At 68.0% G+C, this 23,815-nt stretch carries 24 protein-coding genes; 16 read left to right on the forward strand and 8 right to left on the reverse strand.

What is annotated here, in order from left to right; genetic code table 11:
* Positions 1-24: 24 nt before the first annotated feature.
* From AAW51_RS06815 to AAW51_RS06830, 4 genes are all read left to right on the forward strand, one after another.
* A complete protein-coding gene (locus AAW51_RS06815; protein WP_047194006.1) occupies positions 25-1,065 on the forward strand; it encodes an XdhC family protein in 1,041 nt (346 codons plus the stop codon).
* A 77-nt stretch (positions 1,066-1,142) separates the two neighbouring features.
* Entirely contained in the window at positions 1,143-1,799 is a 657-nt protein-coding gene (locus tag AAW51_RS27925; protein ID WP_053013392.1) for a Spy/CpxP family protein refolding chaperone, read from the forward strand.
* A 102-nt stretch (positions 1,800-1,901) separates the two neighbouring features.
* Positions 1,902-2,624 carry a response regulator gene (locus tag AAW51_RS06825; RefSeq protein ID WP_047194007.1) on the forward strand — a complete coding sequence of 241 codons (723 nt, stop codon included), beginning with the start codon at positions 1,902-1,904 and terminating at the stop codon, positions 2,622-2,624.
* A gap of 12 nt (positions 2,625-2,636) precedes the next feature.
* Entirely contained in the window at positions 2,637-4,007 is a 1,371-nt protein-coding gene (locus tag AAW51_RS06830) for a sensor histidine kinase (RefSeq protein WP_047194008.1), read from the forward strand.
* Here the strand turns inward: AAW51_RS06830 and AAW51_RS06835 are convergent.
* Both AAW51_RS06835 and AAW51_RS06840 read right to left on the reverse strand, forming a co-directional pair.
* Positions 3,976-4,524: a DUF3717 domain-containing protein gene (locus AAW51_RS06835; RefSeq protein WP_083438133.1), complete on the reverse strand. Its 549-nt coding sequence runs from the start codon at positions 4,522-4,524 to the stop codon at positions 3,976-3,978. The two genes, AAW51_RS06830 and AAW51_RS06835, sit on opposite strands and share 32 nt — an antisense overlap.
* A 16-nt stretch (positions 4,525-4,540) precedes the next feature.
* On the reverse strand, positions 4,541-5,848 hold the full coding sequence (locus AAW51_RS06840) for a tryptophan--tRNA ligase (RefSeq protein WP_047194009.1): 1,308 nt from the start codon (positions 5,846-5,848) through the stop codon (positions 4,541-4,543).
* Between the two features lie 106 nt (positions 5,849-5,954).
* On the opposite strand from AAW51_RS06840, the gene purN reads away from it, so the two are divergent.
* From purN to AAW51_RS06855, 3 genes are all read left to right on the forward strand, one after another.
* Complete coding sequence (purN, locus tag AAW51_RS06845) at positions 5,955-6,581, forward strand: phosphoribosylglycinamide formyltransferase (RefSeq protein ID WP_047194010.1); 627 nt, start codon at positions 5,955-5,957, stop codon at positions 6,579-6,581.
* A gap of 54 nt (positions 6,582-6,635) precedes the next feature.
* Positions 6,636-7,895: an RsmB/NOP family class I SAM-dependent RNA methyltransferase gene (locus AAW51_RS06850; protein ID WP_047194011.1), complete on the forward strand. Its 1,260-nt coding sequence runs from the start codon at positions 6,636-6,638 to the stop codon at positions 7,893-7,895.
* Between the two features lie 154 nt (positions 7,896-8,049).
* Positions 8,050-9,273, forward strand: coding sequence for a DesA family fatty acid desaturase (locus tag AAW51_RS06855; RefSeq protein ID WP_047194012.1), 1,224 nt, complete (start codon positions 8,050-8,052; stop codon positions 9,271-9,273).
* Positions 9,274-9,622: 349 nt separating this feature from the next.
* Here AAW51_RS06855 and rpmG read toward each other — a convergent pair whose 3' ends face one another.
* The 3 genes from rpmG to trxB all read right to left on the reverse strand — a co-directional run bounded on the left by rpmG (position 9,623) and on the right by trxB (position 11,399).
* Positions 9,623-9,790, reverse strand: a complete 168-nt coding sequence (rpmG, locus tag AAW51_RS06860) for a 50S ribosomal protein L33 (RefSeq protein WP_047194013.1) — start codon at positions 9,788-9,790, stop codon at positions 9,623-9,625.
* 29 nt (positions 9,791-9,819) lie between these two features.
* Complete coding sequence (gene rpmB, locus AAW51_RS06865) at positions 9,820-10,053, reverse strand: 50S ribosomal protein L28 (protein WP_047194014.1); 234 nt, start codon at positions 10,051-10,053, stop codon at positions 9,820-9,822.
* 389 nt (positions 10,054-10,442) lie between these two features.
* Complete coding sequence (gene trxB / locus AAW51_RS06870; RefSeq protein WP_047194015.1) at positions 10,443-11,399, reverse strand: thioredoxin-disulfide reductase; 957 nt, start codon at positions 11,397-11,399, stop codon at positions 10,443-10,445.
* 246 nt (positions 11,400-11,645) lie between these two features.
* On the opposite strand from trxB, the gene AAW51_RS06875 reads away from it, so the two are divergent.
* From AAW51_RS06875 to lolA, 3 genes are all read left to right on the forward strand, one after another.
* Positions 11,646-12,314 (forward strand): Crp/Fnr family transcriptional regulator, encoded by a 669-nt coding sequence (locus AAW51_RS06875; protein ID WP_047194016.1) that lies wholly within the window; start codon positions 11,646-11,648, stop codon positions 12,312-12,314.
* 112 nt (positions 12,315-12,426) lie between these two features.
* Positions 12,427-14,835, forward strand: a complete 2,409-nt coding sequence (locus tag AAW51_RS06880; RefSeq protein ID WP_083438664.1) for a DNA translocase FtsK — start codon at positions 12,427-12,429, stop codon at positions 14,833-14,835.
* On the forward strand, positions 14,832-15,446 hold the full coding sequence (gene lolA / locus AAW51_RS06885; RefSeq protein ID WP_047194018.1) for an outer membrane lipoprotein periplasmic chaperone LolA: 615 nt from the start codon (positions 14,832-14,834) through the stop codon (positions 15,444-15,446). Before AAW51_RS06880 ends, lolA begins: the two co-directional genes overlap by 4 nt.
* Positions 15,447-15,503: 57 nt before the next feature.
* Here lolA and metG read toward each other — a convergent pair whose 3' ends face one another.
* A complete protein-coding gene (metG, locus tag AAW51_RS06890) occupies positions 15,504-17,570 on the reverse strand; it encodes a methionine--tRNA ligase (protein ID WP_047194019.1) in 2,067 nt (688 codons plus the stop codon).
* Between the two features lie 206 nt (positions 17,571-17,776).
* Between metG and apbC the strand changes: the two genes are divergently transcribed.
* A complete protein-coding gene (gene apbC, locus AAW51_RS06895) occupies positions 17,777-18,868 on the forward strand; it encodes an iron-sulfur cluster carrier protein ApbC (RefSeq protein ID WP_047194020.1) in 1,092 nt (363 codons plus the stop codon).
* A gap of 70 nt (positions 18,869-18,938) precedes the next feature.
* On the opposite strand, the gene AAW51_RS06900 is transcribed toward apbC, so the two are convergent.
* A complete protein-coding gene (locus tag AAW51_RS06900) occupies positions 18,939-19,466 on the reverse strand; it encodes an Mpo1 family 2-hydroxy fatty acid dioxygenase (RefSeq protein WP_047194021.1) in 528 nt (175 codons plus the stop codon).
* A gap of 287 nt (positions 19,467-19,753) precedes the next feature.
* Here AAW51_RS06900 and dcd point away from each other — a divergent pair, with 287 nt between their 5' ends.
* The 5 genes from dcd (at position 19,754) to AAW51_RS30405 (ending at position 23,014) form a co-directional block, all read left to right on the forward strand.
* Positions 19,754-20,323, forward strand: coding sequence for a dCTP deaminase (dcd, locus tag AAW51_RS06905; protein WP_047194022.1), 570 nt, complete (start codon positions 19,754-19,756; stop codon positions 20,321-20,323).
* A 184-nt stretch (positions 20,324-20,507) separates the two neighbouring features.
* Complete coding sequence (locus AAW51_RS06910; protein WP_047194023.1) at positions 20,508-20,750, forward strand: hypothetical protein; 243 nt, start codon at positions 20,508-20,510, stop codon at positions 20,748-20,750.
* Between the two features lie 125 nt (positions 20,751-20,875).
* Positions 20,876-21,247, forward strand: coding sequence for a hypothetical protein (locus tag AAW51_RS06915; RefSeq protein WP_047194024.1), 372 nt, complete (start codon positions 20,876-20,878; stop codon positions 21,245-21,247).
* A gap of 123 nt (positions 21,248-21,370) precedes the next feature.
* The gene (locus AAW51_RS06920) at positions 21,371-22,306 is read left to right on the forward strand and encodes a DUF2243 domain-containing protein (RefSeq protein WP_047194025.1); all 936 of its coding nucleotides are present in this window, start codon (positions 21,371-21,373) and stop codon (positions 22,304-22,306) included.
* A 345-nt stretch (positions 22,307-22,651) separates the two neighbouring features.
* Entirely contained in the window at positions 22,652-23,014 is a 363-nt protein-coding gene (locus tag AAW51_RS30405) for a DUF1801 domain-containing protein (RefSeq protein WP_169787991.1), read from the forward strand.
* 15 nt (positions 23,015-23,029) lie between these two features.
* Here the strand turns inward: AAW51_RS30405 and AAW51_RS06930 are convergent, their stop codons facing one another.
* Positions 23,030-23,767, reverse strand: coding sequence for a CPBP family glutamic-type intramembrane protease (locus AAW51_RS06930; protein WP_047194026.1), 738 nt, complete (start codon positions 23,765-23,767; stop codon positions 23,030-23,032).
* Positions 23,768-23,815: the final 48 nt, after the last annotated feature.

Raw genomic sequence — 23,815 nt, forward strand, 5'->3', positions numbered from 1 at the left:
CGAACGCAAGGAGAGAACCGAGCGATGCACAGTACCGACCTCGAAGTCCTGGGACATGCCGCCCGCTGGCGTGCCGACGGCCACGCGGTATTGCTGGTCACCGTCGTCAAGACCTGGGGCTCCTCGCCCCGGCCCGAGGGCGCGATGCTGGCGCTGCGGGGCGACGGCCGGGTGGCCGGCTCGGTCTCGGGCGGCTGCATCGAGGACGACTTGATCGCGCGGGTGCAGGTGCACGGCATCCCCGCGACGCGGCCGGAGGTGGTGACCTACGGCGTCTCGGCCGAAGAGGCGCGCCGCTTCGGCTTGCCCTGCGGCGGCACGATCCAGCTGGTGTGCGAACCGCTGCACGAAGGCAGCGCCGTCGAAGCCTTGCTGGAGGCCGCACGCGAGCGCCGGCTGGTGGCGCGGCGCCTCGACCTGGCCTCGGGCGAGGTGGCGCTCGAGGAGGCCGACCGGTCGGCTGGCCTGCGCTTCGACGGGCGCGAGCTGCTGACGGTGCACGGTCCGCGCTTTCGTCTGCTCGTGATCGGTGCCGGGCAGCTGTCGAAGTTTCTTTGCCAGATCGCGCTGGCGCTGGACTTCGAGGTGATCGTGTGCGACCCGCGCGAGGAATACCGCGACAGCTGGGACGTGCCCGGCGTGCAGCTGAGCCGGAGCATGCCCGACGACCTGGTGATCGAGTTGCAACCCGACGAGCGCACCGCGGTGGTCGCGCTGACGCACGACCCCAAGCTCGACGACCTGGCGCTGATGGAAGCGCTGCGGTCGCGCGCCTTCTATGTGGCCGCGCTCGGCTCGCGGCGCAACAACGACGCCCGGCGCGAGCGGCTGATGGAGCATTTCGGCCTTGCGCCGGCCGAGCTCGGCCGCCTGCACGGGCCGGCCGGCGTCTACATCGGCAGCAAGACGCCGCCGGAAATCGCAGTCTCGATCGCGGCCGAGATGATCGCCGCCAAGAACGGCGTGGCGGCGGCTGCCGACATTGCCGCGGCCAAGGGCGGCGCGGCGCACACCGGCAGCGCCGGATGTTCGGCGGCGCCCGCAGCGCCGCCTCTTTGGTCCTGATCAGAGGGCGAGCGGGCGTTCACACAACTTTACCGGGGGAGCATGGCCGCTTTACTTGCGGCCGCGAGGATACGTACATGGGCGTTGTGCCCGGACATGCCAAGGAGTGCATCGTGACCAACTCGCCGCAAACCGGTTTTTCCTCTTCCTCCGCTGCTGCTTCCCCGCGCCGCCGTTCGTTCAAGGGCGTCGCGGCCGGCCTGGTGATCGGCCTTGCCGCCGCCGCGGCCCTGCCCGTGATGGCGTTCGGCGCCGGCGGCCCTCACGGCCATCACGGTGGCGGCCACCACCACGGCTCCGTGCCGGGTGTCTTCATGGGCAGCCCCGAGCGGGTCGAACGGATGGTCGACCGCTGGCTGTCCAGCGTCAACGCGACCGACGCCCAGCGGGCCCAGGTGAAGCAGATCGCGCTCGCCGCAGCCAGCGACCTCAAGGCGCAACGCGAAGCCGGGCGCGCGCTGCGCCAGCAGCTGCAGCAGCTGTTCGCGCAGCCGACGGTGGACGCGAATGCGGTCGAAGCGCTGCGTCAGCAGCAGCTGGCCCACCACGACCAGGTGTCGCGCCGCATCACCCAGGCCATGCTGGAGGTCAGCCGCGTGCTGACGCCCGAGCAGCGTGCCCAGCTGGTGGAACGCATGAAGCAGCGCGCCGAGCGTTGGCAGCAGCGGCAACAGCAGCGCCAACAACAGCAGCAACAACAGCAACAACAGGCGCCGGCACAGCAGCCCAACTGATGTGATGGCGTCCCGCGCACGCGCTGCGTGCGCCTCCCGGCCCGGCACGCTCCCGCGCGCCGGGCGCTATGCTTGCCGGCCTCAGCTTTCGCCGCGACCCTCATGTCTGCCCGACTTCTCCTCATCGACGACGACACCCGCCTGACCGGCATGGTGGGTGATTACCTGCGCCAGGCCGGCTACCTGATCGAAACCGTGCCCACGCTGGCGGGTGCGCGCGAACGGCTGGAGCGGCGCGACCACGGTTACGACGCCGTGCTGCTCGACCTGATGCTGCCCGATGGCGACGGCCTGGACCTGTGCCGCGAACTGCGCGCCCACGCCCGCACCCGCACGCTGCCGGTGTTGATGCTCACCGCCCGCGGCGAGCCGATGGACCGTGTGGTGGGCCTGGAACTGGGGGCCGACGACTACCTGCCCAAGCCGTTCGAGCCGCGCGAGCTGCTGGCGCGCGTGCGGGCGCTGCTGCGGCGCGCCAGCGGTGCCCCGGCACAGGACGACGCCGAGGTGCTGCGCTTCGGCCGCCTCGAGATCGACCTCGACGCCCGCGTGGCGCGGCTCGACAGCCGCGAATGCGAGCTGACCAGCTACCAGTTCCAGATGCTGGTGGTGCTGGCCCAACAGCCCGGCCGGGTGTTGTCGCGCGACCAGATCATGGACGCCTTGAAGGGCCACGCGCTGGAAGCCTTCGACCGGTCGATCGACGTGCACATCTCGCGCATCCGTGCCGCCATCGAAGACGACCCCAAGAACCCGCGCCGCATCTTGACCATCCGCGGCGCCGGTTACGTGTTCGCGAAGAAGCAGGATGGCGAGGCCGACTGACGGGCAGCCCAGATGAAGAGTTTGTACCTGCGCATCTACCTGACGGTGGTGGCCGTGCTGCTGCTGTTCGCGTTGGTGGCCGGCTGGCTGTTCCAGCGCAACATCGAGAGCGAGCGGCGCGAGGAGCAGGCCGCCTGGTCGGACCGTCTCGCGGCCTGGGGCGACCTGGCGCAAAACAACCTGCCGCCGGCCGGCGCGCCGGTGGCCGAACAGCGCGAGGCCTTGTTGCAATGGTCCGAGCGGCTGCGGCTGCCGCTGGCGCTGGACGATGTTTCGGGCCAGCGCATCGCGACGTCACCGACCTTTGTGCGGGTCGAGAAGGAAGGCCCGAGGCGGCGTTTCAAGCTGCCGCTGGACGACGGACGCACCGTCTGGGTGCTGCGCGGCAACCGCGGGGGGGCCCGGCGTGCCGGGGCCCAAGAACCGGCCGGCGCCATGCCGGGAGAGCCGGGGCGCAGCAGCATGCCCGCGCGCCCGGCCCACCGTGGCGGGCCGCTCGATCCGCCGCCGTTCTTGCGCGGCGGCGGCCTGGTGGTCGCGCTGGTGGTGCTGTTCGTCGCCGTGTCGGCTGGCGCCTACCCGGTGGTGCGGCGGCTGACGCGCCAGCTCGAAACGCTCAAGGGGGGTGTCGAGCGATTCGGCGCCGGGCAGTTGAGTCACCGCGTCCACGTCAGCGGGCGCGACGAGGTGGCGGCGGTGGCCACCAGTTTCAACCAGGCCGCCGACCGTATCGAAGCCCTGGTGCGCTCACACCAGTCGCTGCTCGCCAATGCCTCGCATGAACTGCGTTCGCCGCTCGCGCGGCTGAAGATGGCGGTGTCGCTGATGGATTTGGCATCGGCCGAATCGCGCGAGGGTCTCAAACAGGAGATCGAGCACAACATCCGCGAGCTCGATGCGTTGGTCGAAGAGGTGTTGCTGGCCAGCCGCCTCGACGCCACGCCGCAGCTCGACCGCGCCGACCCGGTGGACCTGCTGGGGCTGGCCGCCGAGGAGGGGGCGCGGGTCGACGCCCAGGTGGAGGGCGAGGACGTGGTGGTGCAGGGCGACGAGCGGCTGCTGCGGCGCGCGTTGCGCAACCTGCTCGAGAACGCCCAACGCTACGGCGGCGACGCGCCGCCCGAGGTGAGCGTCGCGCTCGAGTCGGGCCAGGCGGTGGTGTGGGTCAAGGACCGCGGGCCGGGTGTGCCGCCCGACCAGTGTGAACGCATCTTCGAGGCGTTCTACCGTCTGCCGGGGCATGCCGAGCATGCCGGCGGCGTCGGGCTCGGCCTCAGCCTGGTGCGCCAGATCGCGCAACGCCACGGCGGGCAGGTGCGCTGCGAGGCGCGCGAGGGGGGCGGCAGCTGCTTCAGCCTGCGTCTGCCGGTGCGGCGGGCTTGACGGCAAGGCCGGCGCCGCTCGGCGTGGCGGCAGGCTGCGCGGCGGGAGGGGCGGTCGGCTGCGTCGGCGTGTCGGCGCTGCTGTCGTGGTCCGGCGCCGCTTCTGCGCCGGCCGCTTCGCGGGCGCGTTCGGCATAACGGTTGAAGCGCCAGGCGGTGCCTTCGAGCGTGATGCGCCGCCAAGTGGCGCGCTTCTCCGCCGGCGTCATCTCGGGCCAGAACTGCACTTCGCCGAAGTCGCGACCGCAGCCTTTGCAGACCTCGTCGCCCTGACTGGTCGAGCAGATCGCGATGCAGGGCGTGTCGGGGGTGCTGTCGTACCAGGCCAGCCAGGCCTGCTTGGCGGCGGGCGGCATGCTCAGCTCGTCGCACTCGGCCTCGTGGTAGTACACCATCAGTGCATAGACCTCGGCCAGCGCCTGCACCTCGGCGCAGGCCGAAATGCCGTCCAGCGAGGGCTTGCGAGCGCGCCACCAGTTGATGGCCGACTCGATGTCGGTGATGTGGATGCCTGCCATGGTGAGGCCGCCCGGCTCACTCCTGGGCGGCGACCAGCGCCGCGAGCGCCGCCTCGACGCGGGCCCGGTCGACACCCTCGCCGAAGGTTACCGGCGCGTCCGCCAAGGCAGCCGCCCCTTCGGTCTTCAAGCGCTTGACCCAGCTGCCGGCCTCGCGGCCTTCGGCCAGGCCCTGGCTTTGCAGCAGCACGGTGCCGTCGTGGGCGGTCAGCTTGAAGTAGAAGCGGCCGTCCGACTCCCGGTATTGCTTGAACAGCGGCAGCGCCGGTTTGCCGGCGTCGCTCGCCGCCGCCTTGGGTTGCGGCACGGCCACCATCGGGCGCAGGCCCACGGCTTGGCGCAGCTCCGCCAAAAAGGGCGTCGCGACCGCGCGCGCCTTGCGGGCACCCTCCTGCAGCACCGCCTCGATGCGCTCGGGGTGTGCGGTCAGCTCGGCGTAACGCTCGCGCATCGGGCCAACGTGGGCTTCGATCAACGCCACGGTGCGCTGCTTGGCGTCGCCCCAGCCGAGGCCGGCGATCAGGTCGGCGCGGAAGGCGGCACGCTGCTCGGCGTCGGCGAAGGCGTCGTGGATCGTCACCAGGTGCGACTGCTCGGGGTCCTTCGGCTCGCCGGGCAACCGGGAGTCGGTGACGATGCGGGCGACCGCGTCTTTCAGGCCGCGGGCGCCGCCCTCGAACAGCGGGATGGTGTTGTCGTAGCTCTTCGACATCTTGCGGCCGTCGAGGCCGGGCAGGGTGGCCACGCTTTCCTCGATCTCGGCCTGCGGCAGCACGAACAGCTCGCGGCCCTGGCCGAACAGGTGGTTGAAGCGCTGCCCGATGTCGCGCGCCATCTCGATGTGCTGCACCTGGTCACGCCCGACCGGCACCCGGTGCGCGTTGAACAGCAGGATGTCGGCCGCCATCAGGATGGGGTAGCAGTACAGGCCCATCGTGACGCCCGCGTCCTGCTCTTCGCCCGCCGCGTCGTTGGCGTCGGTGGCGGCCTTGTAGGCGTGGGCGCGGTTCATCTGGCCCTTGCTGGTCACGCAGGTCAGCAGCCAGGTCAGCTCGGGGATCTCGGGGATGTCGCTCTGGCGATAGAAGGTGACGCGCTCGGTGTCGAGCCCGGCGGCCAGCCAGGTGGCGGCGATCTCGAGGCGCGAACGTTCGATGCGGGCCGGGTCGTCGCACTTGATCAGCGCGTGGTAGTCGGCCAGGAAGAAAAAGCTCTCGACGCCGGGCGCGCGGCTGGCCGCGATGGCGGGGCGGATCGCCCCGACGTAGTTGCCGAGGTGCGGGGTGCCGGTGGTGGTGATGCCGGTGAGTACACGTTCGGTCATGGCGGGCTCGGCAAGAGTACAGCGTGGGGGAAAGTGCGGCATTGTAGGGGGGCGGGGCGCTCCCGGCCTGCTCGCGCCGGCACCCTGGCGGCTACACTGCCGCCCCATGAAGCGCATCGTGATCCTGATCTCCGGCCGCGGCTCCAACATGGAGGCCATCGTCGACGCCTGCGCCGCCGAAGGTTGGCCGGCGAGCGTCGCTGCGGTGATCAGCAACCGGCCCGACGCGAAGGGGCTGCAGTTCGCCGCCGCCCGCGGCATCGCCACCGACGTGGTCGACCACAAGCAACACGCGACGCGCGAGGCCTTCGATGCCGAACTGGCCCGGGTGATCGACCGCCACACGCCCGACCTGGTGGTGCTGGCCGGTTTCATGCGTATCCTGACGCCCGGGTTCGTCGAGCACTATGCGCAGCGTATGGTCAACATCCACCCGTCGTTGCTGCCGGCCTTCACCGGCCTGCACACCCACCGGCGTGCCATCGAACAAGGCTGCAAGATCGCGGGCGCCACGGTGCACTACGTGACGGCCGAACTGGATCACGGGCCCATCATCGTGCAGGCCGCGGTGCCGGTGCTGCCGGACGATACCGAAGACAGCCTGTCGAAGCGGGTGCTCGCCCGCGAGCACCAGATCTATCCGCGGGCCGTGCGCTGGATCGTCGAAGACGCGCTGGACCTGCGCGACGGGGTGGTGGTGCACCGCCGCGGGGAGCCGCAACTGGTGCTGTGAGCCGGGCGAGCCCCGCCCGCTGAGGCGCACGCGGCGCCCGGGGATAATCGGCCGATGCACCCCAATGCCCTGTTGGAGCTCGCCACCGATCTGGTGCGAGCCATCCTGAAGTTCGACGCGCCGGCCGACGGTGTCGTCTCCGCCTTTTTCCGTCAGCACCGCGAGCTGGGCCCGCGCGAGCGGCACACCTTGGCCGAAACCGCCTATGCGGCCGTGCGGCAGCGGCTGCTCTGGCAGCACTTCGCGCAGTCGGGCTCCGGCCCGCTCGAGCGGCGCCTGGCCATCCTCGCCTGGCAGGGCAGTGAGAGCTTTTTGCGCGGCGCGCTGGCGCCGCACGAGCAGACCTGGCTGACGCAGGTGCGCGGGGTCGATCTCACCAGCCTGCCCGAGAAACTGCGCCACAACCTGCCCGACTGGCTGGTGGCGCCGCTGAAGGAGCGCCTGGGCGAGGAGTTCTGGCCGCTGGTCGACAGCCTCAACCGCAGCGCACCGCTGGACTTGCGCGTCAACCTGCTGAAGGCCAAGCGGGAGTCGGTGATGGCCGAGCTGCAGGCGGCCGGCATCGAAGCGCACGAAACCCCCCATTCGCCCTGGGGCCTCCGGGTCGAGGGCAAGCCGGCGCTGAACAAGCTCGAAGTGTTCACGCGCGGCGACGTCGAGGTGCAGGACGAGGGCAGCCAGCTGCTGGCGCTGCTGACCGAGGCCAAGCGCGGCGAGATGGTGGTCGACTTCTGCGCCGGGGCCGGCGGCAAGACGCTGGCGCTCGGCGCTGCCATGCGCAACACGGGCCGGCTGTACGCCTTCGACGTCTCGGGCCACCGGCTCGACAACCTCAAGCCGCGCCTGGCCCGCAGCGGCTTGTCGAATGTCTATCCGGCACAGATCGCGCATGAGCGCGACGAACGGATCAAACGGCTGGCCGGCAAGATCGACCGGGTGTTGGTCGACGCGCCGTGTTCAGGGCTCGGCACCCTGCGCCGCAACCCCGACCTGAAATGGCGCCAATCGCCCAAGGCGGTGGAAGAGTTGACGGCAAAGCAGCTCGCGATTTTGCAAAGCGCGGCCCGCTTGCTGAAGCCCGGCGGGCGGCTGGTGTATGCCACCTGCAGCGTGCTGGCCGAAGAAAACGAGCGCATCGCGGAACAGTTTCTGGAGCAGGCCCAGCGCAGCTTCAAGCCGGTGCCGGCAGGCGAGGTGCTCGAGCATGCCCGGGTGGCGGAACCGAACTTGCTTGTCGAGGGTGATCACCTGCGACTTTGGCCCCATCGCCATGCAACTGATGGTTTCTTTGCCGCCGTGTGGGAACGTTGCTGACGGAAGGGACTCCAATCGGGCTGCCCGTTCGGCTAGATGTAGGTCAGTTTGCGGTGAGAAAGCCCGGATCTTGCGGCTTTGTCCCGTGAAATCCGGCGGGCCCGCCCGGGCCGCTCCCCTACAATCCGACGAGCTTTCAGAAAGGCTGCTTTAGATGTCAGAGATTCTTGTCGTGTGGGAAAGTCTTGTCGACTGGCTGGCCCATGGCGTGTTGAACGCTTCGGTCTGGCAAATCATCGCGTTCACGCTGGTGATGACCCACATCACGATCGCGTCGGTCACGATTTTCCTGCACCGCTCGCAGGCGCACCGCTCGGTCGACCTCCACCCCGTCGTGGGCCATTTCTTCCGCTTCTGGCTGTGGACGACCACCGGCATGGTGACCAAGGAGTGGGTCGCGATCCACCGCAAGCACCACGCCAAGTGCGAAACCGTCGACGATCCCCATAGCCCCCAGACGCGCGGCATCAAGACCGTGCTGCTGACCGGCAGCGAGTTGTATCGCACCGAGGCCAAGAACCAGGAGACCCTGGCGAAGTTCGGCCACAACACCCCGGACGACTGGATGGAGCGCAACGTCTACAGCCGCTTCACCTGGCACGGCGTCGGCTTGATGATGATCATCGACCTGCTGCTGTTCGGCGCCGCTGGCCTGACCGTCTGGGCGGTGCAGATGCTGTGGATCCCGATCACCGCCGCCGGCATCATCAACGGCCTGGCCCACTGGTGGGGTTACCGCAATTTCGAGGCGGCCGACGCGTCCACCAACATCTCGCCGTGGGGCATCATCATCGGCGGCGAGGAGTTGCACAACAACCACCACACCTACCCGACGTCGGCCAAGCTGTCGGTCAAGAAGCACGAGTTCGACATCGGCTGGGCCTACATCCGCACGCTCGAGATCCTGGGTCTGGCCAAGGTCCGCAAGACGCCGCCGCTGCTCAAGATGGGCGACGTCAAGCCGGTGGCCGACGCGCACACGCTCGAGGCGATCATTGCCCACCGCTATGAAGTGATGGCCAAGTACGGTCGCGAACTGCGTCGCGCCTGCGCTGCAGAACTGGCGCACCTGAAGGCCAGCGGGGCGCAAAACAGCGCCAAGTGGTCGGAGCTGCGGGTCGCCAAGCGCTGGCTGCACCGTGACGAGGACCGCATCCCGTCCAACGTCAAGCCCCACCTCGAGCGCGTCTGCGCCCAGTCGCCGGCGCTGGCCAAGCTGGTCGCGATGCGCGAGGAGCTGCGCCAACTGTGGACGCGCACCAACGTCTCCGCCGAGCAACTGGTGGCCGACCTGCAGGCCTGGTGCAAGAAGGCCGAGGACAGTGGCATCGCGGCCTTGCAGGATTTCGCCGTCAAGCTGCGGGCGGTGCGCGCCTGAGTCTTCCTCGGCTGCCGCCTCACTGAAAACGCCCTCCTCGGAGGGCGTTTTTTCATGGGTGATCGCTTTGTGGTCGGGGCGCAGGCGGTGCCGTCCCTCACCTCGGGCTGGCCCGGAGGTCTCGGCCTGCGAAGGCCGGGCTCAGGTGGTGCCGCGCTGGGCTGGCAGCGAGTCGGGAGCAGGCGACAAGGAAGGGCCGGTCGGGCCCTGCCCATCCTGGCACCGCGCACGGGCTCCCGCTCCCGCTCATGGACCCCGTCAGGCTGAGGCCGGACCGCGGGCCCACAAACAAAAAACCCGCCGGGCCGAAGCCGGGCGGGTTGAGCCAACAAGGGCAGCGACAGCCGAATTACTTCAGCTTCACTTCCTTGTAGGCGACGTGCTTGCGAGCCTTGGGATCGAACTTCATGATCTCCATCTTCTCGGGCGTCGTCTTCTTGTTCTTGGTGGTCGTGTAGAAGTGACCCGTGCCTGCGGTCGACTCCAGCTTGATCTTTTCGCGAGCGGTCTTGGCCATGGTGTTTGCTCCTTAAGCGGCGGCGGCGATCAGAGCTCGCCCTTGGCACGCAGGTCGGCGACGACCTGGTCGATGCCGACCTTGTCGATCAGGCGCAGCGCGGCGTTGCTCACGCGCAGGCGCACCCAGCGGTTTTCGCTCTCGACCCAGAAGCGGCGGTACTGCAGGTTCGGCAGGAAGCGGCGCTTCGTTTTGTTGTTGGCGTGGGACACATTGTTGCCCACCATCGGGCGCTTGCCCGTAACTTGACAGACGCGTGCCATGACGCTTCTCCGTTTCAATCTCGGTTCAGATTTGACGCCTAGAGCAGGCGGCCCGGGTGTAAAACACGGGACCGAGCCGCTTGGTGGACGCCCTTCGAAGGCTTCGCGTGCTGCATTCGTTTTTTGGCATCAGGCAGGCCACGTGGAAGGACTCGGCAGGGGCTCGAAGAGGGCTTGCGCGCCTCTTGCGGGGGCTGCTGTCGTGCTGTAGCCCCACCCTTTACACTCATCCTTCACCGCGCACCTGCCAACCCGCCCACCGCTTGCGCGGAACGATTGAGGCAAAGCCAGTATCGGCAAAGACGGCGATTATAGCGGGAAAACCGCCGCTCCCGCCAGTCAGGCCCCGAGGCCGCGCCAGCGGCCGCCGCTGGCGGCCGGCGCACGCCTCAAACCTGGCCGCCTTGCTCCAGGAAACGCTGGGCGTCGAGCGCGGCCATGCAGCCCGTCCCGGCGCTGGTGATGGCCTGGCGGTAGACATGATCCTGCACGTCGCCCGCCGCGAACACGCCGGGCACGCTGGTCATCGTCGCGAAGCCGTTCAGGCCGGTGCGGGTCAGGATGTAGCCGTCCTTCATCTCGATCTGGCCCTTGAAGATGTCGGTGTTGGGCTGGTGGCCGATGGCGATGAAACAACCCTTGAGCGCAATGTCTTCGGTGCTGTTGTCGTTGACGTTGCGCACCCGCACGCCGGTCACGCCAGAGGCGTCGCCCAGCACCTCGTCGAGCACCGAGTGCAGCTTCAGCTCGATCTTGCCGGCTTGCACCTTCTCGGCCACCTTGTCGATCAGGATGGCCTCGGCGCGGAATTTGTCGCGCCGGTGGATCAGGGTCACCTTGCGCGCGATGTTGGACAGGTACAGCGCCTCCTCGACCGCGGTGTTGCCGCCGCCGACCACGCAGACGTCCTGGTCGCGGTAGAAAAAGCCGTCACAGGTGGCGCAGCCGCTCACACCGCGACCCATGAAGGCCTCCTCGGAGGGCAGGCCGAGGTATTTGGCCGAGGCGCCGGTCGCGATGATCAGCGTGTCGCAGGTGTATTCGCCGGCGTCACCCTTGAGCCGGAACGGCCGCTGCCCCAGCGAGACCTCGTTGATGTGGTCGAACACGATCTCGGTGTTGAAACGCTCGGCATGCTGCTGGAAGCGCTGCATCAGGTCGGGGCCCATCACGCCGGCCACGTCGGCCGGCCAGTTGTCGACCTCGGTCGTCGTCATCAACTGCCCGCCTTGCGCCATCCCGGTCACCAGCATCGGCTTCAGATTGGCGCGCGCGGCGTAGATGGCGGCGGTGTAGCCGGCGGGGCCGGAACCGAGGATCAGGACTTGGGCGTGTTTGGGCGTCATGCTGCTGCAGGCGCTTGCGCGCCAGTGGTGTCGTTGCTCGGGTGGTACCCCCTGCTGCGAAGCCGCTGCTTCAGGTAGAGTCCCCGCTGTGAGATATCTCACAGCGTGCAGAAAGGCGTGCCACGATTCCCGGCAGATGGGGCCTGAAGGCCCCACCGCAAGCCGCGATTGTAAGAAACGCCGGTGGCCGATGTGCGGAACGGGCTTTGCCCGGGAAGCCGAGACATAACGCAGAAGGTGATCTGTATGGCGATGCTGTCTAACCTGGACCTGATTCGACGCGTACCCTTGTTTTCGATGTTGACCAGTACCCAGGCCGAAGCCGTTGCAGAAGGCGTGGTCAAGCGGCGCTACCGGCGCGGCGAAATCATCGTCGAGCAAGGGCGCAAATCGAATGCCCTGTTCATACTTCTGACGGGCCGCGCGCGGGTCCTGACCGCCGACGCCCGCGGCCGCGAGGTGATCCTCGCGATGCTGCATCCCGGCGACTACGTCGGCGAGATGAGTTTGATCGACAACGAGCCGCACTCGGCCACGGTGCGTGCCGAGGTGCAGACCGACGTGCTGGTGCTCGGCCGCCCCGAGTTCGCCCGCTGCCTGCCGGAGAATTCCAGCCTGTCCTACGCCATCATGCGCGGCCTGGTGTCGCGCTTGCGTGCGGCCGACCGGCAGATCGAATCGCTGGCGCTGCTCGACGTCTACGGCCGCGTGGCCCGCACGCTGCTCGACATGGCCGAGGAAAGCAATGGCTCGCTGCTGATCCGCAACAAGGTCTCGCGCCAGGACCTGGCCAAGATCGTCGGCGCCTCGCGCGAGATGGTCAGCCGGGTCATGAAAGACCTCGAAGAGCGGCAGTACGTCGAGACCCAGCCGGACGGCTCGGTGGTGATCAAAGAACGTCTGCAGGTCGGCTGAAGCCGCCTGAGCCCTCGAGCCCACCCCCGGGCTGCAGCCCGGCCGCCACGAATGGTGCCGAGTTGTAGCCGAATGTGGTGTGGACGCCACGCGGTTGATTCACAATCCGCGCATGGCATTTCCTCTTGGCTCTCTCGGGGGTGATCCGGCCCCGGCCCCCACCACCGGCCCCGCCACGGGCTCCAACTCAGGCCGCGGCAGTTCCGCGGCGTACACCCGCGCGCCCAAGGCCACGCCCTCCGCCGCGGCGCCCGTGCCGACGCCCCGGTGGCGTGTCCAGCTCACGGCCTTCCTCGGCGCGCTCGGGCTGGTGCTGTTGCTGCTGGCCATGCTGACGCATTCGAGCGCGGATGCGGCCTGGTCGACCACCGGCGACGGCAGCGGGCTGCACAACGCGGCCGGCGTGCTCGGCGCCTGGGTGTCTGACCTGTTGTTTTTCCTGTTCGGTTTCTCGGCCTGGTGGCTGGTGCTGGTGGCCGCGCGCGCCTGGCTGAGCTCGTTGGCGCGGTTGCTGCGCAGCGACGACGCGCCGGCGGCCGACACCAGTGGCCGTCCGCCGGTCTGGTTGTTCTGGGTCGGCGTGGTCGCCCTGCTGAGCGCGAGCTGCAGCCTGGAATGGACCCGGCTCTACCACCTCGAAGCCTATCTGCCCGGCCACGCCGGAGGCGTGCTCGGCCATGCGCTGGGCGCCGGCAGCATGCGGCTGCTCGGCTTCGCCGGCTCCGGCGTGTGGTGGATCTCGCTGCTGGTCGCCGGTGTCTCGATGGCCCTGCGCTTTTCGTGGGTGCGGGCGGCCGAGCGGCTGGGCGGCTGGATCGACAGCTGGCGCGTCAAGCGCGAAGTGCGTCGCGAGATCAAGGAAGACCTGCGGCTGGGCGAGAAGGCCAGCAAGGAGCGCCAGCAGGTGGTCGAGGTCGAGCGCCACGTGATCGAGGACCACCCGCCCATCCTGATCGAGCCGCCGGTGGTGGAGGTGCCGAAGTCGCAGCGGGTCGTCAAGGAACGGCAGAAGCCCTTGTTCTCGGAACTGACCGACACCAAGCTGCCGCAGGTCGACCTGCTCGACGCGGCGCCCGGCAAGCTCGAGACGGTGACGCCCGAGACGCTCGAAATGACCTCGCGGCTGATCGAGAAGAAGCTGAAGGATTTCGGCGTCGAGGTGCGGGTTGTGGCGGCGTCGCCCGGCCCGGTCATCACCCGCTACGAGATCGAGCCCGCCACTGGCGTGAAGGGCTCGCAGATCGTCAACCTGGCCAAGGACCTGGCCCGGTCGCTGAGCCTGGTTAGCATTCGCGTGGTCGAGACCATCCCCGGCAAGAACCTGATGGCCCTGGAGCTGCCGAACGCCAAGCGGCAGAGCATCCGGCTGGCCGAGATCCTCGGCTCGCAGGTCTACAACGACGCGCAGTCGATGCTGACCATGGGGCTGGGCAAGGACATCGTCGGCCACCCGGTCACGGCCGACCTGGCCCGCATGCCCCATTTGCTGGTCGCGGGTACCACCGGCTCGGGCAAGTCGGTCGGGATCAACGCCATGATTTTGTCGCTGCTGTACAAGGCCGAAGCACGCGACGTGCGGCTGATCCTGATCGACCCGAAGATGCTCGAGATGGCGATGTACGAGGGCATTCCGCACCTGCTCGCCCCGGTCGTCACCGACATGAAGCAGGCCAGCAACGCGCTCAACTGGTGTGTCGGCGAGATGGAGCGCCGCTACAAGCTGATGAGCAAGCTGGGCGTGCGCAACCTGGCCGGCTACAACAAGAAGATCGCCGACGCCCACGAGCGCGGCGAAAAGATCAGCAATCCGTTCAGCCTGACGCCCGAAGAGCCCGAACCGCTCGACCGCCTGCCCTTCGTGGTGGTGGTGATCGACGAGCTGGCCGACCTGATGATGGTGGTCGGCAAGAAGATCGAAGAGCTGATCGCGCGCCTGGCGCAGAAGGCGCGCGCGGCCGGCATCCATTTGATCCTGGCGACGCAGCGGCCGAGCGTGGACGTCATCACCGGCCTGATCAAGGCCAACATCCCGACCCGTATCGCCTTCCAGGTGTCCAGCAAGATCGACTCGCGCACCATCCTCGACCAGATGGGCGCCGAGGCGCTGCTGGGGCAGGGCGACATGCTCTACCTCGCGCCTGGCACGGGGCTGCCAGTGCGTGTCCACGGCGCCTTCGTCAGCGACGAAGAGGTGCACCGCGTGGTCGAATACCTCAAGAGCCAGGGCGAGCCGAACTACATCGAAGGCATCCTCGAAGGCGGGACGCTGGAGGGTGAGGGCGGTGCCGCGGGCGAGGGCGGTGAAGGTGGTGGCGACGGCGAGGCCGACCCGATGTACGACCAGGCCGTCGCGGTGGTGTTGCAGCACAAGCGCGCGTCGATCTCGCTGGTACAGCGCCACCTCCGCATCGGTTACAACCGCGCTGCCCGACTGCTGGAACAAATGGAAAAGTCCGGGCTCGTATCTAGCATGTCCACCAACGGCAACCGGGACATCCTGGCGCCGAATCGAGAAGAATGAAGAAGCCTTACCACCTGCTGATCGCGGCGCTGCTGGGCGCCGCAGCACCGGCCTGGGCCGATGCGGTCGACACGCTCAAGGGTTTCGTGCAGGACGTGAAAAGCGGTCGTGCGAGCTTCACGCAGACGGTGACCTCGCCCGACGGCGCCAAGAAGCGCACCACCCAGGGCGATTTCGAGTTCGTGCGGCCGGGGCGCTTCCGCTTCGAATACGCCAAGCCCTTCGCGCAGTTGATCGTGGCCGACGGGCAACGCGTGTGGCTCTACGACCCCGATCTGAACCAGGTCAGCGTGCGGCCGATGAACCAGGCGCTCGGCGCGACCCCCGCCGCCCTGCTGGCGGGTGGGGCGCTCGAAAAAGACTTCGACCTGAAGGCCTTGCCGGACCGCGACGGCCTGCAATGGGCCGAGGCCAAGCCGAAGCAGAAGGACAGCCAGTTCCAGTCGGTGCGTGTCGGCTTCCGTGGCAAGGACCTCGCCGCGGTCGAGATCCTCGACGCCTTCGGCCAGAAGTCCTTGCTGTCGTTCAGCAAGGTCGAGGCGAACGCCGCCCCCGCGCCGGACAAGTTCAAGTTCACGCCGCCTCCGGGCGCCGACGTGCTGGACGAGTAGCGCTTTCGGTCGCCTCCACCATCGACAAGGGCCGCGAATGCGGCCCTTGTGCTTGCATCAACGCACCCGCATGCCCGGCTGGGCGCCCGGCCAGGGTTCCAGCACATAGATGCCGGGGTTTGCCTTCTCGTCGGCATGCGAGGCGGCCAGCACCATACCTTCGCTGACGCCGAACTTCATCTTGCGCGGCGCCAGGTTGGCGACCATCACGGTCAGCTTGCCGACCAGGTCCGACGGTGCATAGGCGCTCTTGATGCCGCTGAAGACGTTGCGGGTCTTGCCCTCGCCGACATCGAGCGTGAGGCGCAGCAGCTTGTCGGAGCCTTCGACCGACTGGCAATCGACGATCTTGGCGATGCGCAAATCGATCTTGGCGAAGTCCTCGATGCCGATGGTGTCGGCGATGTCCTCGCCACCCGGCTTGTCGGCGGCCACCGGGGCCGGCGGCTCGAACAAGGCGTCGAGCTGCTTGGGGTCGACGCGCTGCATCAGGTGCTGATAGGTGCCGATCTGGTGTTCGCCGAGTGTGCGGGCTGCATCGGCAAACGTGAGCGGCGCCACCTGCAGGAAGGACTCGACGCTGGCGGCGAGCGCCGGCAGCACCGGCTTGAGGTAGATCGTCAGCAGCCGGAAGGCTTCGATGCAGACCGTGCAGACCTCTTGCAGCCGGCTGTCCTGGCCTTGCTGCTTGGCCAGTTCCCAGGGCTTGTTCTGGTCGACGTATTCGTTGACGCGGTCGGCCAGCAACATGATCTCGCGCAAGGCCTTGCCGTACTCGCGCTCTTCGTACAGGCGCTGCACATCGGCAGCACCCCCCTGCAACGCCGCCAGCAACTGTTGGCCGTCGGCCGACAGCGCCGCGGTGAGGCGGCCGCCGAAGCGCTTGCTGATGAAGCCCGCGGCGCGGCTGGCGATGTTGATGTACTTGCCCACCAGGTCGCTGTTGACCCGGGCGACGAAATCGTCGGGATTGAAGTCGACGTCTTCGACCCGCGCATTCAGCTTGGCCGCGATGTAGTAGCGCAACCACTCGGCGTTCATGCCCAGCGCCAGGTATTTGAGCGGGTCGATGCCGGTGCCCCGGCTCTTGCTCATCTTCTCGCCGCTGACGGTGATGAAGCCGTGCACGAACACGTTGTTGGGCACCTTGCGACCGCTGAAGTGCAGCATCGCCGGCCAGAACAGCGTGTGGAAGTAGGTGATGTCCTTGCCGATGAAGTGGTACTGCTCGACCTCGGGCGCCGCGATGAACTCCTCGAAGCTGCGCGACTCGCCATGACGGGCCTTGGGGCCGCCGGCGTTGAAATAGCTCTTCAGCGAGGCCAGATAGCCGACCGGCGCGTCGAGCCATACATAGAAGTACTTGCCCGGTGCATCGGGAATCTCGATGCCGAAATACGGCGCGTCGCGCGAGATGTCCCAGTCGCTCAGGCCGCCGTGACCGTGCTCGTCGGTGGCGAACCATTCCTTGACCTTGTTCGCCACCTCCGGCTGCAGCTTGCCGTCCTGCGTCCATTGCTGCAAAAACTCGATGCAGCGCGGCGACGACAGCTGGAAGAAGTAGTGCTCGCTGCTGCGCATCACCGGCGTCGCGCCGGTCAGCGTCGAGTAGGGGTGCTTCAGTTCGGTGGGCGTGTAGACCGCGCCGCACACCTCGCACGAGTCGCCGTACTGGTCCTTCGCGTTGCATTTCGGGCACTCGCCCTTGATGTAGCGGTCCGGCAGGAACATCTCCTTGACCGGGTCGAAGAACTGCTCGATGTTGCGCGAGAAGATCAGCCCGTTCTTGCGCAGTGCCCGGTAGATGCCCTGGGCCAGCTCGGTGTTCTCGCGGCTGTCGGTCGAGTGCCAGTGGTCGAAGCCGATGTGGAAGCCGTCGAGGTATTGCTTGCGCCCGGCGGCGATGCTCGCGACGAACTCCTGAGGTGTCTTGCCCGCCTTTTCGGCCGCGATCATGATCGGCGCGCCGTGGGCGTCGTCGGCGCCGACGAAATGCACTTCGTTGCCCTGCATGCGCTGGAACCGCACCCAGATGTCGGCCTGGATGTACTCCATGATGTGGCCGATGTGGAAGTTGCCATTGGCGTAGGGCAGGGCGGTCGTGACGAAGAGCTTGCGGGTCATCGTGGCCTCTTGCGCGCGTGGCGCGGGTCAGGGGAAAAGCGAGATTCTAGGGGGAGTCCGACGGTCGGACCTGCCTCGCCCCGGGGCCGCGACCAGCCGCCGGCGTCTCGGGCGGGGCGCTCGCCGGCGTGAAAGCGGGACCGGCCTTCGGCGTCGGCCTGCGCTAGACTGAAACGGAGTCCCTGAACCCACACCCCGCACTCCCCATGTCCGTCACTCCACAAGCCTTGACCGAGGCGCTGCAACAGGTCGTCGATCCGAACACCGGCAAGGATTTCGTCAGCACCAAGGCCTTGAAAAACCTGCGCATCGACGGCTCGCGCGTGTCGTTCGAGATCGAGCTGGGTTACCCCGCCAAAAGCCAGTGGCCGCTGTTGCAAGAGCGACTCTCGGCGGCGGCGCGGACCGTGCCCGGTGTCCAGCAGGTCGACGTGAGCATCCAGACCCGCGTGCTGGCCCATGCCGTGCAGCGCGGTGTGCAACTGCTACCCGCGGTCAAGAACATCGTCGCGGTGGCCTCCGGCAAGGGGGGCGTGGGCAAGAGCACGACGGCCGTCAACCTGGCGCTGGCGCTGGCCGCCGAAGGCGCCACGGTGGGCCTGCTCGACGCCGACATCTACGGCCCCAGCCAGCCGACCATGATGGGCATCGCCGACCGTCCCGAAAGCGAGGACGGCAAGACCATGCAGCCGCTGGTGAACCATGGCGTGCAGGTGATGTCGATCGGGTTTTTGATCGAGCCCGACAACCCCATGATCTGGCGCGGCCCGATGGCGACGCAGGCGCTCGACCAGCTGCTGCGCCAGACGCAATGGCGCGAGCTCGACTACCTGATCGTCGACATGCCGCCCGGCACCGGCGACATCCAGCTGACGCTGAGCCAGCGCGTGCCGCTGACCGGCGCCGTGATCGTCACCACACCGCAAGACATCGCGCTGCTCGACGCCCGCAAGGGCCTCAAGATGTTCGAGAAGGTGGGCGTGCCCATTTTGGGCGTGGTGGAAAACATGGCAGTGCATGTGTGTTCCCACTGCGGCCATGCCGAACACATCTTCGGTGCCGAAGGTGGCAAGAAGATGGCGGCCGACTACGGGGTGGACTACCTTGGCGGCTTGCCGCTCGACCTGCGCATCCGCGAGCAAGCCGACGCCGGCCGGCCCACGGTGGTCAGCGAGCCGGACGGCGACATCGCCAAGCTGTATTTGCACATTGCGCGGCGCGTGGCGGTGAAGATCGCGGAGACGGCGAAAGACTATTCGTCGAAGTTCCCGACCATCTCGATTTCGAAAAACACCTGAGGCGGCGGCCGCCTCAGCCGGCCCCGATGCGCGCAGGGCAGGCGTCGGGCTGGCCGCCCGGGAGCCGCTTTTAGGGGCGCGCGTTCGCCAGGTCTCGGATCACGGTCGGCCCGGCGCGCTTTTCGATTTCCTGCAGCATTTCGCGGTTCCAGCCGAGCGCGAACATCGCCTCGGCCACCACGAACATCGGCCCCACCAGCAGCCCGGAGAGGTCGTCCACGAACGCCGGCTTACGGCCCTCGTAGTAGTGGCCGATGAACTGGATCACCCAGCCGAGCGTGAAAAAACCCAGGCCGGTCGCCAGCCAGGGCAAGGTGCTCATCGTTTCGGTGCTATGTGCCAGCAGCATCAGCAGTCCGACGGCGCCGCTGACGGCGAGCCCGAGCACGGCATGCCGTGTCAGGTACCAGGCAGCAGACAGCCAGAACAGCAACCAGGCCGGCGTGAGGGTCACAGCCCCGATCGGCACGACCGGTCGCGCCAGCAGCACACCGACGGCGAAGACGATCATCGGCACACCGATGAAATGCGTCGTGATGTTGCGGCGATCGCGGTGGTATTCCGCGTATTGGGTCAACAGGGTCAAAGCGTTGCGCATGCGTGTCTCCTGTGCGCGGGGTCGCTGCGGCGACTCGGCAATAGCGCAATGCTAGGCCCATACCGCGGCCCCGACTGCCAAAATCCTGGCATCTTCGGCAGCATTGCCTGATGGTTTTCCCGTAGTCAGCGGCACTGCCTCTTTCTACAGAAGCAAAGCGCGCGCCGGCCTTCCATTGTGGTGCCGATTGCGTCCCGCTGCTGCGCCCCGGTCCGTGCACCGGTGGGCCCTGGGCGCGACCACTAGAATGGCGCCACTCTCTTCTTCACCGCGCACGAAACGCCAGCATGAGCATCAAGAGCGACAAATGGATCCGCCGGATGGCCGAGCAGCACGGCATGATCGAGCCCTTCGAGCCGGGCCAGGTGCGCTACGCGGGCGACGGGCACAAGATCGTCAGCTACGGCACCAGCAGTTACGGCTACGACATCCGCTGCGCCGACGAGTTCAAGATCTTCACCAACATCCATTCGACCGTCGTCGACCCGAAGAACTTCGACGAAAAGAGCTTTGTCGACTTCAAGGGCGAGGTCTGCATCATCCCGCCCAACAGCTTTGCGCTGGCCCGCACCGTCGAATACTTCAGGATTCCGCGCAGCGTGCTGACGATCTGCCTCGGCAAGAGCACCTATGCGCGCTGCGGCATCATCGTCAACGTCACGCCCTTCGAGCCCGAATGGGAGGGCTACGTGACGCTCGAATTCAGCAACACCACACCGCTGCCCGCCAAGATCTACGCAGGCGAAGGGTGCGCCCAGGTGCTGTTCTTCGAGAGCGACGAAGTCTGCGAGACCAGCTACAAGGATCGTGGCGGCAAATACCAGGGCCAACGCGGCGTCACGCTGCCCAAAACCTGACCCGGGCGCCGGGCTGCACTGTTGCTGCAGTGCACACCGCCCGGACGGCCCTGATTTCAACCTCAAAACTGGGGGGGCCATCCCCCTCTTGCTTGGGATGTTTGAAATCTGGCGTTCATCTAAGGTTGAGTCATGGCCGTACCCGCTGCACATCACCGGCGTGGGGCCCACTGCGGAGAGCACCATGACCACCACACACACCACCACCGCCACCACCACACCGCAACGCCGGGAGCCTGCCCGGCAGGTCGAGTTCCTTCGCCTGGTCGACTTCAAGTGGATGATGGCAGGGCAGGGCTGGTGGGTCGACCTGACCCGTTTGCAGCGCGACCCCGGCTATGCCGGCCACTGCATCGCGTCCGCGCTGACGAGTGATTGCCACCCGTTGCGCAGCTGCGCAACGGATCTGCAAGCCTGCTTTTCCTAGGTCGCGGCGGCGCGGGCGCCGAAACTGGCGCCCCGCCCGCCGTCTTTTTGGCCGATCGGCCCGCCCCCGCCCCGCGTATCGTCGCATCCATGGCCCCGACACGGGGCAGACCGCCCAGGTGCCCCATGTTGCCGCTGCCAGACGTGATCGAATACTCCCCCGAAGAACTGCCCACCGAGTTTGGCGGCTCCGCCTTTGCGGCCTTGCGCGCGCCGTGCGCCGAGACGGCCCCCGGCCCGATCGTCGAGGTGCTGCAGCCCAGCCATGCCGCGGTGCTGCCGTCGTCCGACCTGCTGCTGCTGGCCCGCTTCAAGGAACTGATGGCTGCCCACGGCTGGCCGGTGCAGATCGCCCGCATGATGTTCGACCGGGTCTACGCCTTCGAGCGCATCGCGCTGGCGCGCATCTGCCAGGACGACACGTTGCAGGCCATGGCGCTGGAGCTCTTCAAGAGCTGCGAGCGCGAGCAGCAGCGGCGTCTGCTCGACGCCCACTGAGGCGAAGCAGCACGCGCTGCTGGCCCCGTGGCGGGTCGGCGACCTTCTCGGCCCACCTCGTACCCCGCCTAGGCGCCCGACTTGCTCCTGCCTCCGCAGAGCAAAGATCGGAGACGCCTTTCCATGACTGCGAGTTCGACCACCGCCGCTGACCCCGTGGGCCGCGGCGCCCTGCCGTGGGGCGCGGGCCTGCTCGGCTTTGCGCTTGGCGGCTTTTTCGACGGCATCCTGCTGCACCAGGTGCTGCAGTGGCACCACTTGCTGAGTGGCATCGAGGCCAATGACGGGCCTCTGGATCTGCGCACCCAGTTGCTGGCCGACGGCTTGTTCCATGCGGCGATGTATGTCGTCGCCGTGGCAGGGCTGTTCCTGTTGCTGCGCCATCGGGCCCGGCTGGGCGCCCCCGGCGCCGGCCGGCGGCTGATGGCCGACGCCTTGCTCGGCTTCGGCATCTGGCATGTCGTCGACGCCGTGCTGAGCCACTGGACACTCGGCCTGCATCGCATCCGCATGGGGGTGGACAACCCCTGGTTGTGGGACCTCGGCTGGCTGCTCGTCTTCGGCCTGGGTGCGCTGGTCGCGGCCTGGGCGTTGCGCAGGAGGCCCCCGGCCCGGTCTGGAGGGGGCCCCGCGACGGCCACTCTGTTGGTGCTGCTCGCCGCCGGCGCCGCGGCCTGGGCCACGCGGGCCCCGGCCGGGGCGCCGGCGACGGTGACCGTGCTGCTGTCGCCCGGCGCCGCGGCCTGGGCCACGCGGGCCCCGGCCGGGGCGCCGGCGACGGTGACCGTGCTGCTGTCGCCCGGCGCCCCGCCTGCTGCGGGCTGGCGTCAGGCCGAGCGCCTGAGCGCGTCGGTGTTGTGGGTCGACGCGCGCGGCAGTGTTTGGGTGCTCGCACTGCCGACGGGGCAGCGCACGCCGGCATCGGCCATGGCCACGGGAATGTCCTGGCGGGACGGGGTGCTGCTCGTCGGATCCTCCTGGAGCGCCGCCGCCTGTCTGGGCTGGAGTCGAGGCGGCGAGCCGCAGCGCGCGCGGGGCGGCTTGCAGCGATCGGCGTAGTTTTTTCAGCACGGGGCATTTATTGCCCACGGCTCTTTTCCGGTGCGCATGCACCGACGGCGTGTGCGCGGGGGCTTGAGCCGCCACTGCCGCTATGCTGTGCAAGTAAGCTCGCCGGCTCGACGCTGCCGACAGCCGCGCGAGCACCCGGCCCGCCATATGCAAGGTCGAGACGATCCCGCATCACCTTGTGCTTCTCGCCGTTGTAGAGCCCGACCTTCTTGCTTTGATGAATGTCCAAATGAGGCGACGTTTCATTTCTTTTTCTTCATCCGTGAACCGGGCAGCGACACACGGGGCGTGCCGCTGCGCGACCCCACCTTGTGCCGAGCAGCCCTAGTCGCCATGCGTACACCTGTCCGACCTGCAGCCCTGGTGGCTGCCTATTTCGACAACCTGTTGCCTGACGAGCGTGCCACTGCCCAGGCATTGCAACGCGCGGTGCTCGACGCCGCCCCGGGGCTCGAGCAAAGCGTGAAGTGGGGCAACCTCGTCTTCAGCGCCTCGGGTCAACATGTGCTCGCCATCGTGACGCACAAGACCCATGCCAACCTGCAGTTCTTCCAGGGGGCCGCGATCGCCCCTCAGTTTTCACAGCTGGAAGGCTCGGGCAAGGGGGTACGGCATCTCAAGTGCCGCTATCGGCAGCCCGTCGATGAAGCCTTGATCAAGAGCATGGTGGAAGCGGCTCTCGACGAACTGGGCTGAGCCGCCGGCGGCCGGTCAGCCGCCGAACAGCGCGGCCCGCAGCACGTTGAGCGCCAGGTGCAGCAGCACCGAGGCCCAGACGCTGCCGGTGAACTGGAACACCGCGCCGTAGAACAGGCCCGCCACCCCGGCCAGCAGCATGAAGGACGGGCCGCCGCCGACGTGCGCGATGCCGAACAACACAGCCGTGATCACCAGCGCCGCCCAGCGGCCGTAGCGCTGCAGTGGCGTATGCAACCAGCGGCGGAAGAACCATTCCTCGGCGATGGTGCCGAACAGGTTGCCGAATGCGTAGGTCGCCACATGGGCCGGCGTGGCCGGGGCCCAGTGCACGAAACCGATGGCCCATGCCAGTGCCGGCACCAGCACCAGACAGGCGAGCGCGGCCGCCGTGCAGGCGCGGTTCCAGCGCCAGGCCGAGGGCAGCATCGCGACGGCCGACAGCCCGGCCACCGCCTTGCCGGCGTTGACCGAGACCACCCCCAGGTCCACGCGCGAGTAGCCGGGCACCAGCGACATCCCAAGCGCCAGCATGACGACACCGGCGGCCACGAAGCAGGGCAGGGCGACGGCCTTGCGCTGGGTCACCGCGGCGTACAGCGTCACCGCCAGCAGCAAGGCGGCCAGCAGGGGCGCGGGCCCGTGCGCCAGGCCGTTCGCATAGGCAGCACCGCACAACGCAGGGCCGACGGCGGCACGCAACCAGGCGGCGGAGGGGGTGGACGGCAGGTTCAGACGCTGGGCGAGACGCATCGTCGAGGCACTTTCAGGCTGCGGGTGGGGCGGCCGTGGCGGCACGGC

Source organism: Caldimonas brevitalea (assembly GCF_001017435.1).
Lineage (GTDB): Bacteria > Pseudomonadota > Gammaproteobacteria > Burkholderiales > Burkholderiaceae_C > Caldimonas > Caldimonas brevitalea.

Coding starts and splice junctions, on each gene's coding strand:
- trxB (WP_047194015.1), bottom strand. CDS start 11,399: ATGACGCCCAAACACGCCCAAGTCCTGATCCTCGGTTCCGGCCCCGCC.
- AAW51_RS06875 (WP_047194016.1), top strand. CDS start 11,646: ATGGCGATGCTGTCTAACCTGGACCTGATTCGACGCGTACCCTTGTTT.
- dcd (WP_047194022.1), top strand. CDS start 19,754: ATGAGCATCAAGAGCGACAAATGGATCCGCCGGATGGCCGAGCAGCAC.
- AAW51_RS06840 (WP_047194009.1), bottom strand. CDS start 5,848: ATGACCGAACGTGTACTCACCGGCATCACCACCACCGGCACCCCGCAC.
- AAW51_RS06880 (WP_083438664.1), top strand. CDS start 12,427: ATGGCATTTCCTCTTGGCTCTCTCGGGGGTGATCCGGCCCCGGCCCCC.
- AAW51_RS06915 (WP_047194024.1), top strand. CDS start 20,876: ATGTTGCCGCTGCCAGACGTGATCGAATACTCCCCCGAAGAACTGCCC.
- AAW51_RS06930 (WP_047194026.1), bottom strand. CDS start 23,767: ATGCGTCTCGCCCAGCGTCTGAACCTGCCGTCCACCCCCTCCGCCGCC.
- apbC (WP_047194020.1), top strand. CDS start 17,777: ATGTCCGTCACTCCACAAGCCTTGACCGAGGCGCTGCAACAGGTCGTC.
- AAW51_RS27925 (WP_053013392.1), top strand. CDS start 1,143: ATGGGCGTTGTGCCCGGACATGCCAAGGAGTGCATCGTGACCAACTCG.
- AAW51_RS30405 (WP_169787991.1), top strand. CDS start 22,652: ATGCGTACACCTGTCCGACCTGCAGCCCTGGTGGCTGCCTATTTCGAC.
- purN (WP_047194010.1), top strand. CDS start 5,955: ATGAAGCGCATCGTGATCCTGATCTCCGGCCGCGGCTCCAACATGGAG.
- AAW51_RS06920 (WP_047194025.1), top strand. CDS start 21,371: ATGACTGCGAGTTCGACCACCGCCGCTGACCCCGTGGGCCGCGGCGCC.
- lolA (WP_047194018.1), top strand. CDS start 14,832: ATGAAGAAGCCTTACCACCTGCTGATCGCGGCGCTGCTGGGCGCCGCA.
- AAW51_RS06830 (WP_047194008.1), top strand. CDS start 2,637: ATGAAGAGTTTGTACCTGCGCATCTACCTGACGGTGGTGGCCGTGCTG.
- AAW51_RS06855 (WP_047194012.1), top strand. CDS start 8,050: ATGTCAGAGATTCTTGTCGTGTGGGAAAGTCTTGTCGACTGGCTGGCC.
- AAW51_RS06850 (WP_047194011.1), top strand. CDS start 6,636: ATGCACCCCAATGCCCTGTTGGAGCTCGCCACCGATCTGGTGCGAGCC.
- AAW51_RS06825 (WP_047194007.1), top strand. CDS start 1,902: ATGTCTGCCCGACTTCTCCTCATCGACGACGACACCCGCCTGACCGGC.
- metG (WP_047194019.1), bottom strand. CDS start 17,570: ATGACCCGCAAGCTCTTCGTCACGACCGCCCTGCCCTACGCCAATGGC.
- AAW51_RS06835 (WP_083438133.1), bottom strand. CDS start 4,524: ATGGCAGGCATCCACATCACCGACATCGAGTCGGCCATCAACTGGTGG.
- AAW51_RS06815 (WP_047194006.1), top strand. CDS start 25: ATGCACAGTACCGACCTCGAAGTCCTGGGACATGCCGCCCGCTGGCGT.
- AAW51_RS06910 (WP_047194023.1), top strand. CDS start 20,508: ATGACCACCACACACACCACCACCGCCACCACCACACCGCAACGCCGG.
- rpmG (WP_047194013.1), bottom strand. CDS start 9,790: ATGGCCAAGACCGCTCGCGAAAAGATCAAGCTGGAGTCGACCGCAGGC.
- AAW51_RS06900 (WP_047194021.1), bottom strand. CDS start 19,466: ATGCGCAACGCTTTGACCCTGTTGACCCAATACGCGGAATACCACCGC.
- rpmB (WP_047194014.1), bottom strand. CDS start 10,053: ATGGCACGCGTCTGTCAAGTTACGGGCAAGCGCCCGATGGTGGGCAAC.